We start from the raw sequence: 15374 nt of genomic DNA on the forward strand, positions 1-15374 counted from the left end.
AAAGCTACCTTCCTAAATCTAAGTCTTGAATACGATATATTTCCATTCCTGCTTTTCGCGCGTTATAAGCAGCTAAAAGTTGTACTGAAGGATTATTTGGTAATGGTGGAGTATCAATTGCTCTAACGTAAACAGTCTTATTAAATGAAATTGCATTACCTGACTGGTCTTTGCCTTTAAATACCACCAAATTGGCTACCATACCTATTCGCCATTTCCCTTCTGATATTTTCTCAGGAGGTGACAGATAACGCACTAATAAGGCTGATTGTGTATCACCTGTAAATACATCAGATGGGGTTAATGCTGCTATTTCTCGTAAGAAACTAGCGCGAAAATCTTCTGATAATGCAAATCCTGCACCCCAAGTATTTGTGGTTAGTTTCTTCTCGGCTATCTGCACACCAGGGTCAAGTTTTAGCTTTCTTGGGTCTAAATTTTCATCTGATGATTTTGGTAGAGCGTTCCAACTCATTAAATTCATCATTGTCCGACCTACGAAATCCATAATTGCTTGGTCAGTACGCTCTTTTTCTCCAATGGGAATGGCTCTAATAGATGTTCCATCCTGTAACTCAACTAGAGTTGGTTTGCTGCTGGCAATTTTCCCTAATCTACCCGAATTAGCTAGACTTATGAAAAAAATAAATATTAAAACTATGGTCTGTCCTATTGATAGTAAGGGAGCAAAATTTATTTCTTTTTTATCAAGTAATCTCATCTGAATATCCTCCCTGAGATTAACCTGCCACTACTAGAGAAACAGGAAAAAGCTGCCATCCCTCCCCCTGCACCCATTGCTAATGCCAGAATTGGCGAGAGAATTGCTTCTATTAGTTGTAAGAACAAGGGGTTATTGTTACTAGCATTGACGATTGCACTAGCAGCAATTCCACAAACGATGGAGTACGACATTAACACCAAAGTCAAAGCTAACCATCCTGATACCCAAGCATAGATAGGTTTAGCTCCAAAGGGGAAAAGTGACAGCACTAGAAAGATGGGTGCGATGTAGGCATTCATCAAAAATGCTACTTGCACAGTGTATTGAAATGCTGCTTGTAATCCACTAAATATAATCCATGATAGGGCTTGCACCATTGAGTTAATAGTTTGCCCAGCTATATCTAAAGGATTCCAGCTATTGGAATAGGAAGGTAAGCCATATTTATCTTTGTATTTTTGAGCTTGTTCCTTAATTTGATCAGCTTTCTCCTTCTGACATAATTCCCGTGGATTTATCGGGTTGCCTTGTGTGTCTTTTCCACTTGTTGGTTTTTTTTCGCACTCTTGCATTTGCGCTTGGGCTGAAAGTGCAAATGCCTGATCCATATTAGTAGTACGAATAGCATCTCTCAAAGTAATGCCGTTTCGCGTAATACTTAATACTTTGTCATTTAACCCAACTGCTACATTACGAAACATCAAAGATGTACTAGCGAGTAAATGTCCATTATTAACTGTTAGCATCAGACAGACTAACAATGGATAGACCATTTCAGTGAGAATTTCATTACTAAACCCTTCCTGAGTTAACCTAGAGTACCAACTAATAGACCAGAAGGAGACAAACACAACTCCACATAAAGCAGAAACAGCTACTACTGCTTTAAAAACCTCGCTTTGACCGTTTGCTAAATCTTGCCAGTCTTGATTAAATGAAGATACAACCATGCGAGAGCCATTAATAGCACCATCAACTATATCTTCAGCATTTGTATCTCCAGTTACTTCTAATAAATACAAGAAATTAGTTAAATTATTTAGCATTGTTCTGTTCCCAAAAAGCATCAGCGAAAGCAGCCGTGCCTATAATTTGTTTGGCACTAGAATTACTATTAGCTTGTTCTTTTCTAGCTTGTTCGTCTAACCTACTAGAAATATCACTTAAGTTTATATTAGCTGCTGATAAAGCTCTCGTCTGTTTTTGCGCCTCACTGTGAATTGATTTTGTAATAATCGTTGTTTGCAAATTCTGTACTGCCATCTTTTTTAAAATGTCTTGAGTAATGACATCATTTTGTACCGCTTCAGCATTATTAGATGAAGTTCCTAAAGCTTCATTACTCATTTCGGCTTCTTGTGCTTGAGTTTTTTGTCCTTCTTTACCTAAAACTGATTGAGACAGACCATAACTATAAGATTGATGCCAGTTTCTCTCGGCATCTTCACCTTGAGTTTGGGAATCAGTTTGAACTAAATCAGTATCTTGCTGTTGAATAATTACCTTAACTTTTTTACCTGCCTTTAAAGGGTCAGGTATTCCTAAATCTCCTACTGTAGAACTGATAGCGTCGCTTAAATCTCCATTCAATTCTTTCCACTGCTGGCTAAATTCTTGTTTTTGTTGCTCAATATAGGTCTTTAAGCTAGCAACCGTTTGCTGAAGTTGATCCAAAAAAGAAGACCCTGCCTTAGCAGGTAAGGCTGACAACAATATAAACAGAACTACTAAACTACTAAAAGCTGCTAAACGGCGGGAGATAGGGAGTAATATCAATTGGCTGAGTAACTTCATATAAATTCTCCGATGAAACTGTAAAAGATGCAGGAGAGCAAGCAGATACTACCTCTACTTTATTTCCTAATATTTTCTTACCAGTAACTATTATTGGGGCTGGAGGCTGTTTATCAGTTTCCTTTGACAGCCTTTCAAACAAACTACCTTCATATCTGGGATTATTTGGTATTACAGATGCTGGCTGAGAATACATTAAAATGTATTCCTTATTGGCTTTAAATTCAGTATTAATTCCGGGCTGTTTCAACTTAAATTTAGATTGCTGCTGCATTAGACCAGCATAGTAATTAGATTTTAAAAACCGATTACTTAATACATCATTACTGGCATCTTCTATAGATTGCTGACAAGCTTGTACTTTCTCGGCAATATATTTTTCATACCGTTCTTTATTCCATTTCCAGACTTCAAATGATAGCCCTGCTGCTAAAATTCCTAAAATCGCTAACAAGACTTTATACTGTGCAAATCCAGTGGCAATTTCTAACTTTCTCATAAAGGCTTACCTTGCTTAATACATTCCACATAGTAGTTAGCAAATGCGGCTACCCATTTGAATTTGTCAGGGTACATTGTTTTAAATCTGTCACGGGCTGCTTGTTCTTCTCTGCTATTAGCAACTAACGCCAACATTGCATAGGAAGGATAGTAACGGCAGCGAACATACTTATTGTTGTAATCCAGCAACCACAGCGTGTATATCTGTTTGATATTGGGACGAAAACTTTCATTTTTATCAATAATCTCTTTGGGGATTCCTAGATGTTCGGTAAAGCTTTTAGCCGCCCCAGGAACTATCCGCCCAATCAAACGGCAGGGCATATTCTGTAAAATCTGCTCCCCAGCTTCTGAATTGGCGATGGAAAGAATATCTTGCGCTGCCAGCATCACCCGACAGCCGCCTTTACGGGCAGTGGCACATTTACGCCCTACTAATCTGGATAACGCCGCGAACCGCAACAATACACTAGCTTCATCCATGAAGAAAACGCTATTGGGTGCTGATAGAGATTGGCGGGATGCAGCGATATATGCAGACATCCCAAACACTTCAGCATCTTTACTTGACTGTAAGTTCGTCAAAGCGAAGGTAATCAGCTTGGCATCGGTATCAAAGGTGGACGGACGGCAGATGGCATTCCCTATACTGCTATTTCTCCAATATTGAAAACGCAAACGGATGTAGTTCAGCGCTCGGTCAACATTTTCATCCTCATAGCCCAGGCTAATATGCTCTTTGGTAAAGAAGTGTTCCATGTCTGCCAGGGTAGGTGTATCGTCCCAAGCTACCGAACCTAACCCTTCTTTCTTGGCCTTAGCAAAGCGCTGTTGAATATCGGGATGATCATAAAAGGCTTTTGTTCCCAGTGGGATTAAGGACTCGATTGTTTGAGATAGGAAACCATCAAATGTTTGAGAACCCAATACCAACTGAAGAACAATCAAGTTCACGTCATTTCTGTGGGCTTGAAGTCTATCTTCCCATTGCTCTGGAGGGATTTTTGATAAGTCCAAGGGCTGCACTAAGTTATTAGATTCCTTGGAAATATCAAAGTAAAAGCCGTTGTGATAGGGCGTGTAGTCGCCAAATGTACCTGTTCCGTCATCATTGGGCAGGTCAATCATTAAAACGCTCATATCTTGAGCTTGGCACTCGCCTATGATGGATGATACCAAAACTGATTTACCTGAGCCTGTTGTACCCAGAATTAGCAGATTTTTAGTTTTTGATAAGTCAAGCTGAAGGGGTGAATCACTCTCATCGGCGATTAACTCAAATCCTTGCTCATCTGCGGGACTGTTCTGCACTATATTGGTCAGTCCTAAGATTTCACTGGCGAAAAATGTTACCCGCCGATTGTATGGGCGTAGCAAAATTGGTTCTAACCTAATTAGCAAGGTTTGCAACCATATTAGCCAAGCATATTCCACTTCACGGGTAAGCTCTGTTGGTTGTGAAATATAACCTGAAATTAATCGGCAGGCATCATCTATTTCTTCTGGTGTGTTGCGGTAAACCAACACTACCAAACTCAAATTTAGTGGTACATCTCCTGTGTACAGTTGTCTTTGTGCCTCCACTGAACGCTCAACATTGATTTGGGCAGAAACATCTATTGATTTTTTCTGCTGCACATTTATGTCCAATGCCCTGGAGCGTTTTGTAATCATTTGCTGGGCTGCACGGGTTATTCCTCGGTCAGCCGGGGAAAATTCTGTGATTACTTCCACATCAAAAATGTTGTTGCGTGAGAATAAATCCCACAAGAACCGAATTTGATGTTTGGTGGATGCAAAAATTTCTGGTTTGCGGGTCAGTACCATCACTCCCACAAATTTCTTATCATCTCCTGTTGGTAGGCATACCCAACGCTTATCTGCAAACGGTACACCATTGTTCAATATGATTGAACTTAAGTGCGGCTGGTTGATAATTTCGATTGGCTTATCAAATACTGCTTTTTCGTCAATTTCTTCTCTGACACCTTGCTCATCAAACACCAGGGTATGAGGAGCGATTACGGTTTTGGCTCCGATGTTTTTACAAAGTTCTCGCCATAAATCCTTATCGGTTTTGGGTTGGGGAGTTAACCCCATCTCTGTCAGAATTTGCTGGTATCTTAATGAGGCTTCTAGGGCTTTCGTTAAGATTTGCGTAAATCGCTTTTTAGTTAGTTGATTAATCCCTGAATCTGTAAATCTCCTTTGTAAGAAGTTAGCTAATTTCACCAGGAACTTATCTACTGGGTCTGAGGTTTCTAAGGCTTCTGATGTGACTGTGAATGAACAGTAAATGTTTAGTTTGATGTCCTTACGCGCTCTTTCTTTTGTTAGCTTTTGAGTCCGGGCTAGTCTTCCCCAATCTAGAAATTCGCACTCTGGAGAAGATGAATTATTGATACGCTGCATCAAATACTGTTCAGCGTCACTATCATCACAAAAGGAACTCCATCTAAAGGTGATTTTTTCACCTTGGGGAATTTCTTTACAACCACTCTCAAAAGCTCTAGCTACTGCTTCTATTTCTTGCTCTGAGTTAAATACAGGATGAATCCCTGTGCAAGTAAATCCAAAGATTAGTTGCAGGGTATTACTACTGTCGGTCAGATTCTTTTTACTCAGCAGATAAGCTCCAATAGTGTAGGAGTCTTTTTTGAGTCTGACTATTGTTGTCAAATCTAACCAATCTTCAAAGGGATTAATAGTTTTAGGCTTGGATGAACGTGTTAGTTTTACTCTTCTAGTCCCTATCCTTTTCTTCAGTTGTGGTGAGGTGTAAGTAGCATATCCTCTTGTCCATCTCGGCACAATTGGATATATTTTCGACCAGTAGACATGGGGTTGATCTCCTGATAGTAATGCTACTGAAAAACTAGCCCAAAATGCAAAACCTAACCCCCAGAAAATATCTAAGCCGATAATTAAACATAACAATCCAAAAACTAGACAGAATACGCCAGCGAAAATTACGAACTGTCTGCCTGTAAATGGGCCAAACTTTGGGCTTTCGCCTAAGCTCTGATTGACTTTTCTAATTTCTTCTCTCATAGAGCTTTCAGCAGTTGTTGAGAAATATGCACGCACATTAGTATCCATATCCCCTTATTAAGAAGGGGATTATGGATGAGTTTTATCAAGTGCAATTGTTGAAAAATTAAGGTGAAAGCACTTGTCAGCTATCTAGACAAACTCAGATTGAAATGCTTGCCTAAAAAATTCTTTAACTTAGGTGCAAATTGTGTTACCACCAAATAGCAATGACTGGAATACCACAATTAATATTACTGAGATGAAGGTGAATATTGGCTGTTGTATAACGTTACTTACTTCTTCACCGCGACCATAAGCTGCTACTCCTTGGTAAACCGAGAAGCAGAAGTATCCAAACAAAACTATTGTCAGTGACGTAAACAAAATTATTGGTAAGTTAGTCAGCACTGCATTATTAATAGTGCCACCAGATGAGGCGCTATTAATTACACAGGTCATTGCTTTTTCAGCGTTGCTAAATATTGAATCTGCTCTTGCTGCTCTAGATTGCAATGCGATTAGAAGCGTAGTTGCGACTGAAACTAATTGCCAACGTACTTTAAAAAACGATTGAAATAAGCTTTGAGGAGCTTGATTTTTTCTTACTCTACTATCTGCTCGATTTGCAGCTGATGTAGATGCTTTGAGCCTAGCCAAAGTCACAGGGAAAACCTTTCTTTCCATAAGGAAGAGTAATAAATTTGCTTAACTGTCCTTCGCACTAACAAATTTCCACTGTTAGGAATAAGGTGTTTTTTGCCAACTGCCTTAATTATTCTGCAAAGGAACAATAAAAAAACTGTAGTACAACTCTCTATCCCAAAACATCCTTAGCAAGATTATTTTAATTTTCTATATATTTATTTATTACCTAAATGGGCTTTAGATACTTTTTTCATTACTGTGAATAGTTGACAAAAATATTTAAATATGCACAAATAGCGTTTTAGATTTTTATTCCTTAGCAAATAAATATTATATTAACTTATTTGTCTATTTTTATTACAGGCTTTTATAGGGGCTGATAGTACATTTTTTATCTATTTTATCCGAACTCTGCAATAAATAAACTAGGTTTAATGCTTAAATGCCCAGTTTCTGGACATAAATATCCTTTTTGGTATAAAAATTCGATAAAATCTCATTTTATTCAAAGTTGCTAACTGCTTGTTCAACAGTTATGACTATCCAAACGAATTTATGCTCTTGCTTTTACAAAATGGGGCAGTTGGATTTATTAATTTTTTATTAAACTTTTCTCTTTAATACCAAGGTGAAAAAATATAGTAGGTACTTTTTTAATTGACTATCCTCTATACAAACTTTTAGAATATGTTCGCTATTAAAGTTTGTAAAATCTGCTGTACTTTCAAAAGCAAATAAGCTGTCTCTGTCATCAGTTGTTGCAGCTTCATGTTTATACTGGTACGTTAAAGACGGCGATCGCGGAACGCAAGAGTGTAGCTGTTGGCGCAGCCTCTCGTAGAGATGGTCTACGACCGACCGGAGGTCATCCATCAGCATCTAAAACGTTTACATCCTCGATTTGCTTCGTTTTAAACGCTCTGCTAGCTCTCTTACGGAGGGGTTACTGGAGAGCCATTCCTGCGCTTCCTGTTGTAAAATCTGCGATGGCGACTCCAGCATCAGCAGGCGTATGGCCAGCTGTTCCAGTTTGATTCGCTCCTGGGGCATTAAGGATAATTTTTCTATAGTGCAGTATAATTTCACCCAATGACGTGCTTGAGCAGTGGCCTGAAGTTTCAGTCTGATTGCTTGACGGTAATCGTCTGGGCTAAAGGTCTGTTGTTGGGGTGAATCATCCACTCCTACAGCAGCAGTTAATGAATCTTCACAGCCTCCATTCGGCTGTGTGGTGGTTGGTATAGAAACTGGTACAGAGGGTTCTGCTTGTGAAGTACATTCACTCTGTAAAGTGTTCTCACAGACCCTATTAACATCACTATCGGCAGTGGTTAATACGTCTGAATTGCCTAATGCAGCAGTTGTTTCTGCATTTGATAAGTTTTGCTTATTTTCATTAAACGGTTCGCCTGGCCAGAGCTGGTATTGGTTTTGCTTATGATTGGTAAGATTTAAAATTTCTAAAGAATCAGAGCTGTGATTTGAAGAATCAGAGCTGTAGTTTGAGGAATTAGAGCTGTGGTTTGAAGAATCAGAGCTGTGATTTGAAGAATCAGAGCTGTAGTTTGAGGAATCACAGCTGTGATTTGAAGAATTAGAGCTGGGAGAAGATTGTTGTATTTGCACAAGTTCGGCTAAAGGCGTTGCTGGTGGCAACGCTTTAGCCGAACTTGTGTACAAAACCTTCATATATGGGGGGGGTGTGTAAATTTTGCCAGCTTGTTCTTGTATTCCTTTGTCTGTCTGGCTTTCAGGTTGTAGGTCTTCTAACCAGGGGTCTGGTATTTGGGGGTAGTTTTGGGGGGGTAAAATCGCTGTGTTGCTTGCTGGAGGCTCATTTACAGGCTGTTTTGTGTCGGTTTTTTCTTGGTGTTCAGGATGCCATAGGGGTAGGTATATCGGTTTGTGTAGGGTTGTCTGGCTTACTCCTTTGCCATACTGGGCTTTGGATGCGGCGATAATAGCCAACGCGCGATCGCTTGTCCGTTCTGGAAATGTCTCAGTCTGTTGTAGCTGTGCCACAATCGAGCGGATGCGTTCTATTGTTTCTTGCTGACGTTGTTCGTTGGGGTGCAGGTTGATGATTTTATTGTCATCTACTGTGCCAAATTGTTCTTTATAACTTTTTACCCGTTGCGGACTGCTTGGGTAGGGGGTGTAAAATCCTTCACAGCATCTCGCCCATTGTTCTGCTCGTTGTTCGATTTCGTGTTGGTGGCGACACCAGTTTGTGTAACCAGGAGACTGACACGCTGTTATCACTATATAATCTACTAATGTCTGTCCGCTTAATTGGCGAAAGACTATGCCGTAACAGGCTATGTCTTTGAGCAGTTCGTTGGTCTGTCCATATCTTGTCCATCCCTCAATTATGCGTTGTTCTAGGTCGTGCTTCCATTTGTCGCCTGCACTGCGCTGACGGTAGGGGAATTTTACAATTTTGTTGCTACTGGCTTGGGCTAGTGCTTGGGCTAATGCTTGGTAGTCTTGCCCGGTGGCTGACCAGTCGGCGGCGTTGAGAAAGTCTTCAATGTCGTCTGACCACGGCTCTAGGCAATCGTCGAGTACATAGGAGCCTGTCTGTAAGGGTAAGCGATGGGCGTTAAAGTTACTGGGGCTGCCTTTGCTGTACACTTTACAGTTGGGGAATATTTCTAGTTCTCCTCCTTTGATTTTGAAACCTGCTGCTTGTAGGGTCTGGTAGATTGCACAGGCTAGGGTGTAAGAATGTTGTTTTTCTTCCAAGAAATAATATATGTGCAGTCCGCCACTATCGCTTGATTGAATGGGTATTGGTCGGCATAAGCCGATTTCTTCTAGGCTGGCTAGTAGTTGCAGGTATTTTATTCGGCTGTTTAATGGGTGTATGGGGCTTTTTCTATCTAGGTCTAATACTAGGTAGTTGGTTTCTTTGGCAAACCGCAGTCCTAGTAAGACATTGGGGTTTAAGTATTGTTGCCACAGGTTACGCGGCTGTAAGGGGTAGCGGTTTTCTGTCTGCCACTGTGGGCGCTCACCACTTTTCGGGGTGGGGGCGTAGATGAATCCCCAGCCGTGATGGAAGTATTTTATAAACCTTTGTCCTAGCGGGTCTAATGGCTCTAGGGTAGGCTGTAATGCTTTGTTTGTTTTGGCTTTTGCCATTTTTCTCTCTCCGATGATGATTTGGTTCATCGGAGCTACCCACAGTTTTGAGGTTCGGGGTGTATGTTTCTGGGTGTGGGGTGTTGGGTGTGGGGTGTAATCGATAATCTTTTTCTACACCTAATACCCAATACCTAAGCCCTTTCTGGTCTACTCCCTACCCCTCATTTGAAGGTTCATTAGCGGTGTTTATATCAGATGTCACTAACGGCTACAAACAAAAAATTTCCTATTCACTCAAAAATTAATTTTTTGTTAAATAAGGCTGAAATTCTTGGCTTGATACTCTCATGGTCAGTTTTAGAGGGTTGATGTCACCTGATTTAAGTTGCACTAATTTTGCCTTTATGACCCAGACATTGCTACATTGAAATTGCTTATTATGAATTGACGGTTAGTTGTTAACCGCTAAACGTATGTCTGGCGTGTGGGCAGCTGGCCGATTTCCTTTTTTACTGACTTGACACAACTTTCCTAGCGACTGGTGTAAGCCTTGGCGCTAACTTGTGTATGGTAAAGAAACAAGAAATCAGCCCTCTGTGTTTCTTCAAGGGTAAGAATTACAGTTTTTGATTGAAAAAATCTATTATTCACGACATTATCCTCATTTTCGAGGCATCTAGCCGGAAAATCATCCCTTAATTACTTTTGGCTTAATAACGTTTGCCAATACTCCGCTTTAATTCAGAGTGGGGATAAATTGTAGCGGTAGATGCTTTTTTTACTATTTGTCCAAAAAAAAGCATAAAGTGTCCCGCCTGTGTGCTAATATTGGCAACAGACTGGTACAAGTACGTTACGAGTGGTGAGTCCTCGTTAGCTTGGAACAATTTGGTGTTTCGACCGGCAAGTCTTTATGTCACCAAAACTGTTCTACAACGACTCACATTTATTGTGGCTATGTGAATATGTTGTTTTGGTCGTTACTACCTCCCTTGTAATGACTGACTGCTTTTACGTGCAGACTTACTCTCGCTAGAGTAGCATGAAAAGCAGCTCGACTGTATAAAAACAGATTTGTTTGTCTTGTCTTAATAGGCTGACAAACCAGAAAGCGGAAATTTAAACGATTACATATAAACAGCGATCGCTCCTTATTTGGAGTGGTCGCTTTTTTCAATGGCCCTCCTGAAATGCTAAGTAGTTTTGGGATTGTTGTAGTCATACCGCAATTAACCTATTCCTTGTAGCTACGTCTTTTGAGGGCATTGAGTCAACTTTGCTGTTGTTAACAAGCTTAATAGTCAGCGATCGCTAATTACTAAGCCACATCTTTAACCCAGTTAATACCTTCTCCACACCAATGAACCAGCAACCAACGATTAGAATCCTTGTCTAGTGCAGGTAAGACGCGGAAATTGAACACTTCCTCCCAGACTTCCACTCCATGCTGAGTTACAAAATCTGCTTCTAAGTTTTTAAACTGCTGCCATTGGCGATCGCCGATAGCAGTCAGTATAGGAATGATTGCAGTGATTGGGATTTGGGTAGCTACAGGTGTCATTGGGGGTAGTCCTCAAAAATGCAAATAAATGGCATGGGTGGTTTTTTAGTATTGATGATTTTTACCAACCGCTTACCTTTGCTTCTAGCAAGAGCAAAACAAGCTAACTCTGTTTGGGCTGCTGACCAGTCCCTTGGGTCTGTTACTGGATCAAAATCATCGTCTGGTTTGTTAGGTTGATTTTCCTCCGTCACGTTTGGCGACCATTATTGTTGAATGTATCCCAGTTCGGTTAATCGCTCCTTTAAAAGTTTGTTCACAGCCGCATTAGAACTAATCATTTGGTCTTCTGCGTATTTGTCCAAGGCTTCAACAATTTCATTTAAGTATCGTGTTGTCCTATTTGTTGTCGGTTTTTTCTGACGGGCCATGAAAGTAATCATAATTTTTTCTATATCTACATTAGATTGATTCCCCCTACTCTAACTAAACTGATACCACATTAGTATCAGTTAGTCTAATGATTTTTAAATATCTTATTTAAAATAATGATACTATATCCATACCAAAGTGATACCATTTTGGTTTCATTTTAGTTACGATGTTGATATACGGCAAGCGAACACATTAAGCCTGAATCATGACAACTAAGACGTGGTAAGTACGTTTGAGGTAGTAAGCCTCTGCAAATGTCAGACTCTTGCAGTTATGAGTGTCGGGAAATACCAGATAAAAGCACAACCGAAATAATTACCTGAAACGGTTAGCAACAGCCAATCACGGCTGCTACTAGCTTTACAAGGAGATTGCAAGTGATCAATATTTACTGTGCAGATATCGGCAACTACAGCAGCATTACCGCCCTCAAAGGTGAAAAACCTCGCGTGATGCGCTCAGTCATCCAAGACGTAACTTACACCAGCGCCAGAGATTACGACAGTGACAATTCGCCTTCTGTCAAAATTGATGATAAGGTTTTAGTCCTTGGAGAACGCGCCACCAAGCAGAAAAATTCACAAACGGCAGCAGAAAGGGGTAAAGACCTGCCAGAGTTCGTTAAACCGTTTACTCTGGCTGGATTACGGCAAGATTTCGATGGTATTGTCCGGTTTCTTGTTCCAGAACATTCTCAATGGCATGAAGACACTATCCGACGAACTTTAGTTGCCGACCATCAAATCACTGTCAACGGCACAAACTACAGACACCGAATTAAAAACGTTGAATTTTTTCTTGAGACGGATGTGGCTGTAGTTAATGCTTACCGCAATGGCAAGCTTGACCTCGAAGGTGACACACTCGCTATTGATATCGGCGGTGGGACAACAAATTATGTCGTCATCACTCCTTCCTTGGATGTTCTCACCCGGCGTTCAATTCCGAAAGTGGGTGGTGTGTCTCTGGCTAATGACATCATCAATAGCGATTTGATGCAGAGTTTCGCCAAGCGCGATAACGTTGCTTTTAAAGTGGCGAAGATGATGGATGCGATCGCTGATGGTTCATTCACTTACGGACGTAAATATGACTTTAGCTCAGTCTTTCCAGGATTGTTAGAAAACTGGTTTAACAACCTGATGGATAGCATTTCTACAGCTGCAAATGATTATCTCGCTGACGTTACCAACATAATGCTGATTGGTGGATGTGCAAATTTAGTCCGTCAAAAACTGAGTTCTAAGCAAGGCTTTTACATTCCTGCCAATCCGCAACTGTCAAACATTCAAGCACTGTTGGCTATGTGAAATGCAAGTACGTTTAGCGGCTCAAGTCGCCAGCAAAGTTGAAGGAGTCCGTCTTTCACTTAACTATTCCAAACTGACTGACACTGTAAATCTGCTGTTGGATGCAATCAAACATCGATGGCATCTAAATCTGTCATTCTTGCCCCAAACTGGGACAATTAACCCCAAAGTCAGACTAGATGAACGTCATCAAGCCTGGGTGTCTCAATATGCAACTGAGAGAGGAATTAGCGTCACGTCTGCCACAAATCTCTTGATTAGTGAATATCTAGCAGGCAATACGATGAATGTTTTGCCTCAGATTCAAAAAATTGAAACAGAAAATCTTGCATTAACGCCACAAATATCTCAACCAGAACAAACGACCGACAAACCAAAAGGTCAGCTATTAGTTAGGAGTCTTAAGTTATGAATCAGACCCGTGTAGTCTTGGACGAGAAGCACATACCTAAAGCCAAAGAAATCATTGAACAAACAGGAATCAATACATATTCACAACTATTCACCATCCTGTTAGTTAATTACGGTGACACTCTTGTTCGTTCTTTAAAAGGTGGGAGTGAAAGCTAATGCAAAATCTCACTCGCATCGATGACCCAGCATTACTAATTGAGTCTGGCGTTTATCAAATAGATAGAACTTTGTACCAATACATAGAAAAAACAGGTACATTCAAAGCACCACAGTATACATTCCGTCCTCTTGCTGGAGAGAAGAAGAAAGGGGATATCAAGCTGAATCACAAGGCTTTAACTACTCGTTGTTATGCCGTAGAAGGCTTATCTGTAAACAGTTATGTAGTCAATCAACAATCACAGCAATTGTCTTTATTTTGAGGTGAATATGAGTCGGCAATCATTACCCCAATTAGTTGTACAAGCCCAAGAATTGCTCTCACAAATTCATCACCATCCACAATACAAAGCTTTGAAATTTGATTGTGATGTCACTTTGGGTGACGTTAACCAGTATTTCAATACTTTGCAATCGGAATGTGAAATTAAAGGCGATCGCACCCACTAACGCCAATCAGTAATGCGAATCGCCAGTTAATAGCATCAGGTATCAATATAAAGGATCTTAGCAAGATGAGCGACAACATCTTTTCTGTAGCCTTGAACGCGCTAACTAACAATGGATGCCCAGAGGAACTGGCACAAAGAGCAGCATTTATTGTGGCTAACGATGATCCATTACAAGCGGATTTAGGCAGGACACCAGAGCAACAGCTTCTTATTCAAGAAGTGTTGCCATACCTGCAATCTGGAGGAATTTATGACCAATTTGAAACCATCGACTCAACGCCAAACCCTCTTACTCACGGACAATTCTTAGGCAATTTTGGGGAAGAACTACCGGACGAAACTATTTGGAGACTTGCACAAGGAGATGAGACAGCACTCTCCGATATTGCTGATGGTGCTACTAGACAGCAGGCTAGTGACATTTTTAACAGACTTAAGGAGCTAGGAGCATGGGAATCATAGAAGTAGTCATTAATTATATTTGTCTTAGTGACCAAGCGAACGGCTTTTGTAGATATTCGCCTGAACTCACATCAAGGATTGAGATTGATGATCAGTCTTGGGATGGGTACACACAACTAGCGATCGCTTCTCCTCTAGCTTGCCCTCTGCACACTCCTTTTCTCCGTGCCAACGACCACGAACGGTATTCTTTGTATCTCTATGGCACTGCTATGAATTTGGAGTGTAAACCATGAACCGAACCGTAAAACTCAAACTGGATGCACCTGTCACCTATGCTGCTTTACAGTCTTTAACCAACATCAGCCAAGAAACCATATTTCAAGCACTCGACGGCGACGAGACAGCCGCCGCAGAGGTAGCGGATTTCCGAATTAAACAAACTCAACGCGCCCAAAATGCCAAAGCTGTATTCGGCAACCTCAACCAAGGGTTACAAGCAACTGAGGCAGTCATGGCTGAAGAAACCCAGTTTCTTACCGCCGCAGGTACAAGCATCAACAAAATGGCTGATGGTTGGTCAAAGGTCAGAGTCAGCGATGCGCGTTTGGGCTATGGACTACAGCAAAAAGTTATTGCATCTGACAACCAACTAGCCCAAGAACAGTTCCGGCACGGACGAACGCTCAACCTGCTTAATGAATCACACCGCGCCGCCCTTAGAGTGATTGAGATTGATGCAACAAAGGCACAATCTCAGGTTTGGCAGCAGGTAAAGGATAAACAGCAAGGTCTTTCACCCGCAGACCGAGCTAAAGAAACACTCAAAGATATCCACAGGCACGGTTCTAACGCGATGCGTGGTGTCAAAGGTTTCTTTAGACGGTTGATTGACTAACAAGTAAATTCCCAAGGAT

At 40.9% G+C, this 15374-nt stretch carries 20 protein-coding genes; 8 read left to right on the forward strand and 12 right to left on the reverse strand.

Annotated features, from left to right (window positions below):
• Positions 1-4 precede the first annotated feature (4 nt).
• The 12 genes from H6G83_RS26205 to H6G83_RS26260 form a co-directional block, all read right to left on the reverse strand.
• A complete protein-coding gene (locus H6G83_RS26205; protein ID WP_242044827.1) occupies positions 5-721 on the reverse strand; it encodes a hypothetical protein in 717 nt (238 codons plus the stop codon).
• Positions 718-1770: a type IV secretion system protein gene (locus tag H6G83_RS26210; protein ID WP_190477460.1), complete on the reverse strand. Its 1053-nt coding sequence runs from the start codon at positions 1768-1770 to the stop codon at positions 718-720. Before H6G83_RS26210 ends, H6G83_RS26205 begins: the two co-directional genes overlap by 4 nt.
• The gene (locus tag H6G83_RS35550; protein ID WP_242044828.1) at positions 1760-2518 is read right to left on the reverse strand and encodes an AI-2E family transporter; all 759 of its coding nucleotides are present in this window, start codon (positions 2516-2518) and stop codon (positions 1760-1762) included. Before H6G83_RS35550 ends, H6G83_RS26210 begins: the two co-directional genes overlap by 11 nt.
• Entirely contained in the window at positions 2460-3017 is a 558-nt protein-coding gene (locus H6G83_RS26220; RefSeq protein WP_190477463.1) for a hypothetical protein, read from the reverse strand. Before H6G83_RS26220 ends, H6G83_RS35550 begins: the two co-directional genes overlap by 59 nt.
• Positions 3014-6070 carry a helicase HerA domain-containing protein gene (locus H6G83_RS26225; protein ID WP_190477556.1) on the reverse strand — a complete coding sequence of 1019 codons (3057 nt, stop codon included), beginning with the start codon at positions 6068-6070 and terminating at the stop codon, positions 3014-3016. Before H6G83_RS26225 ends, H6G83_RS26220 begins: the two co-directional genes overlap by 4 nt.
• Before the next feature lie 177 nt (positions 6071-6247).
• Positions 6248-6736, reverse strand: coding sequence for a hypothetical protein (locus H6G83_RS26230; protein WP_190477464.1), 489 nt, complete (start codon positions 6734-6736; stop codon positions 6248-6250).
• 564 nt (positions 6737-7300) lie between these two features.
• Positions 7301-7570 carry a hypothetical protein gene (locus tag H6G83_RS26235; protein WP_190477466.1) on the reverse strand — a complete coding sequence of 90 codons (270 nt, stop codon included), beginning with the start codon at positions 7568-7570 and terminating at the stop codon, positions 7301-7303.
• A gap of 15 nt (positions 7571-7585) precedes the next feature.
• Positions 7586-9841 carry a bifunctional DNA primase/polymerase gene (locus tag H6G83_RS26240; protein WP_190477468.1) on the reverse strand — a complete coding sequence of 752 codons (2256 nt, stop codon included), beginning with the start codon at positions 9839-9841 and terminating at the stop codon, positions 7586-7588.
• An 898-nt stretch (positions 9842-10739) separates the two neighbouring features.
• Positions 10740-11006, reverse strand: a complete 267-nt coding sequence (locus H6G83_RS26245) for a hypothetical protein (protein ID WP_190477470.1) — start codon at positions 11004-11006, stop codon at positions 10740-10742.
• A 96-nt stretch (positions 11007-11102) separates the two neighbouring features.
• Entirely contained in the window at positions 11103-11345 is a 243-nt protein-coding gene (locus tag H6G83_RS26250; protein WP_190477473.1) for a hypothetical protein, read from the reverse strand.
• Positions 11342-11539, reverse strand: coding sequence for a hypothetical protein (locus H6G83_RS26255; RefSeq protein WP_190477474.1), 198 nt, complete (start codon positions 11537-11539; stop codon positions 11342-11344). Before H6G83_RS26255 ends, H6G83_RS26250 begins: the two co-directional genes overlap by 4 nt.
• A 12-nt stretch (positions 11540-11551) precedes the next feature.
• Positions 11552-11728 (reverse strand): hypothetical protein, encoded by a 177-nt coding sequence (locus H6G83_RS26260; RefSeq protein WP_199328603.1) that lies wholly within the window; start codon positions 11726-11728, stop codon positions 11552-11554.
• 369 nt (positions 11729-12097) lie between these two features.
• Here H6G83_RS26260 and H6G83_RS26265 point away from each other — a divergent pair, with 369 nt between their 5' ends.
• From H6G83_RS26265 to H6G83_RS26300, 8 genes are all read left to right on the forward strand, one after another.
• Positions 12098-13030 (forward strand): ParM/StbA family protein, encoded by a 933-nt coding sequence (locus H6G83_RS26265; RefSeq protein ID WP_190477476.1) that lies wholly within the window; start codon positions 12098-12100, stop codon positions 13028-13030.
• 1 nt (position 13031) lies between these two features.
• The gene (locus H6G83_RS26270) at positions 13032-13442 is read left to right on the forward strand and encodes a hypothetical protein (protein WP_190477479.1); all 411 of its coding nucleotides are present in this window, start codon (positions 13032-13034) and stop codon (positions 13440-13442) included.
• Entirely contained in the window at positions 13439-13600 is a 162-nt protein-coding gene (locus tag H6G83_RS26275; protein ID WP_190477480.1) for a hypothetical protein, read from the forward strand. Before H6G83_RS26270 ends, H6G83_RS26275 begins: the two co-directional genes overlap by 4 nt.
• Positions 13600-13866, forward strand: a complete 267-nt coding sequence (locus tag H6G83_RS26280) for a hypothetical protein (protein ID WP_190477482.1) — start codon at positions 13600-13602, stop codon at positions 13864-13866. Before H6G83_RS26275 ends, H6G83_RS26280 begins: the two co-directional genes overlap by 1 nt.
• 7 nt (positions 13867-13873) lie before the next feature.
• Positions 13874-14053, forward strand: a complete 180-nt coding sequence (locus H6G83_RS26285; protein ID WP_190477484.1) for a hypothetical protein — start codon at positions 13874-13876, stop codon at positions 14051-14053.
• Between the two features lie 65 nt (positions 14054-14118).
• Positions 14119-14517 (forward strand): hypothetical protein, encoded by a 399-nt coding sequence (locus tag H6G83_RS26290; protein ID WP_190477487.1) that lies wholly within the window; start codon positions 14119-14121, stop codon positions 14515-14517.
• On the forward strand, positions 14505-14753 hold the full coding sequence (locus H6G83_RS26295) for a hypothetical protein (protein ID WP_190477489.1): 249 nt from the start codon (positions 14505-14507) through the stop codon (positions 14751-14753). The genes H6G83_RS26290 and H6G83_RS26295 overlap by 13 nt, the downstream gene beginning before the upstream one ends.
• The gene (locus H6G83_RS26300; RefSeq protein WP_190477491.1) at positions 14750-15355 is read left to right on the forward strand and encodes a hypothetical protein; all 606 of its coding nucleotides are present in this window, start codon (positions 14750-14752) and stop codon (positions 15353-15355) included. The genes H6G83_RS26295 and H6G83_RS26300 overlap by 4 nt, the downstream gene beginning before the upstream one ends.
• Positions 15356-15374: the final 19 nt, after the last annotated feature.

This window comes from Anabaena azotica FACHB-119, from assembly GCF_014697625.1.
In the GTDB taxonomy this organism is placed as follows: Bacteria; Cyanobacteriota; Cyanobacteriia; order Cyanobacteriales; family Nostocaceae; genus Trichormus; species Trichormus azoticus_A.

What these genes read in the sequence shown, in the direction of transcription:
- H6G83_RS26205 (WP_242044827.1), bottom strand. Translation starts at nt 721, where the DNA reads ATGAGATTACTTGATAAAAAAGAAATAAATTTTGCTCCCTTACTATCA.
- H6G83_RS26210 (WP_190477460.1), bottom strand. Translation starts at nt 1,770, where the DNA reads ATGCTAAATAATTTAACTAATTTCTTGTATTTATTAGAAGTAACTGGA.
- H6G83_RS35550 (WP_242044828.1), bottom strand. Translation starts at nt 2,518, where the DNA reads ATGAAGTTACTCAGCCAATTGATATTACTCCCTATCTCCCGCCGTTTA.
- H6G83_RS26220 (WP_190477463.1), bottom strand. Translation starts at nt 3,017, where the DNA reads ATGAGAAAGTTAGAAATTGCCACTGGATTTGCACAGTATAAAGTCTTG.
- H6G83_RS26225 (WP_190477556.1), bottom strand. Translation starts at nt 6,070, where the DNA reads ATGAGAGAAGAAATTAGAAAAGTCAATCAGAGCTTAGGCGAAAGCCCA.
- H6G83_RS26230 (WP_190477464.1), bottom strand. Translation starts at nt 6,736, where the DNA reads ATGGAAAGAAAGGTTTTCCCTGTGACTTTGGCTAGGCTCAAAGCATCT.
- H6G83_RS26235 (WP_190477466.1), bottom strand. Translation starts at nt 7,570, where the DNA reads ATGGATGACCTCCGGTCGGTCGTAGACCATCTCTACGAGAGGCTGCGC.
- H6G83_RS26240 (WP_190477468.1), bottom strand. Translation starts at nt 9,841, where the DNA reads ATGGCAAAAGCCAAAACAAACAAAGCATTACAGCCTACCCTAGAGCCA.
- H6G83_RS26245 (WP_190477470.1), bottom strand. Translation starts at nt 11,006, where the DNA reads ATGACTACAACAATCCCAAAACTACTTAGCATTTCAGGAGGGCCATTG.
- H6G83_RS26250 (WP_190477473.1), bottom strand. Translation starts at nt 11,345, where the DNA reads ATGACACCTGTAGCTACCCAAATCCCAATCACTGCAATCATTCCTATA.
- H6G83_RS26260 (WP_199328603.1), bottom strand. Translation starts at nt 11,728, where the DNA reads ATGATTACTTTCATGGCCCGTCAGAAAAAACCGACAACAAATAGGACA.
- H6G83_RS26270 (WP_190477479.1), top strand. Translation starts at nt 13,032, where the DNA reads ATGCAAGTACGTTTAGCGGCTCAAGTCGCCAGCAAAGTTGAAGGAGTC.
- H6G83_RS26275 (WP_190477480.1), top strand. Translation starts at nt 13,439, where the DNA reads ATGAATCAGACCCGTGTAGTCTTGGACGAGAAGCACATACCTAAAGCC.
- H6G83_RS26280 (WP_190477482.1), top strand. Translation starts at nt 13,600, where the DNA reads ATGCAAAATCTCACTCGCATCGATGACCCAGCATTACTAATTGAGTCT.
- H6G83_RS26285 (WP_190477484.1), top strand. Translation starts at nt 13,874, where the DNA reads ATGAGTCGGCAATCATTACCCCAATTAGTTGTACAAGCCCAAGAATTG.
- H6G83_RS26290 (WP_190477487.1), top strand. Translation starts at nt 14,119, where the DNA reads ATGAGCGACAACATCTTTTCTGTAGCCTTGAACGCGCTAACTAACAAT.
- H6G83_RS26295 (WP_190477489.1), top strand. Translation starts at nt 14,505, where the DNA reads ATGGGAATCATAGAAGTAGTCATTAATTATATTTGTCTTAGTGACCAA.
- H6G83_RS26300 (WP_190477491.1), top strand. Translation starts at nt 14,750, where the DNA reads ATGAACCGAACCGTAAAACTCAAACTGGATGCACCTGTCACCTATGCT.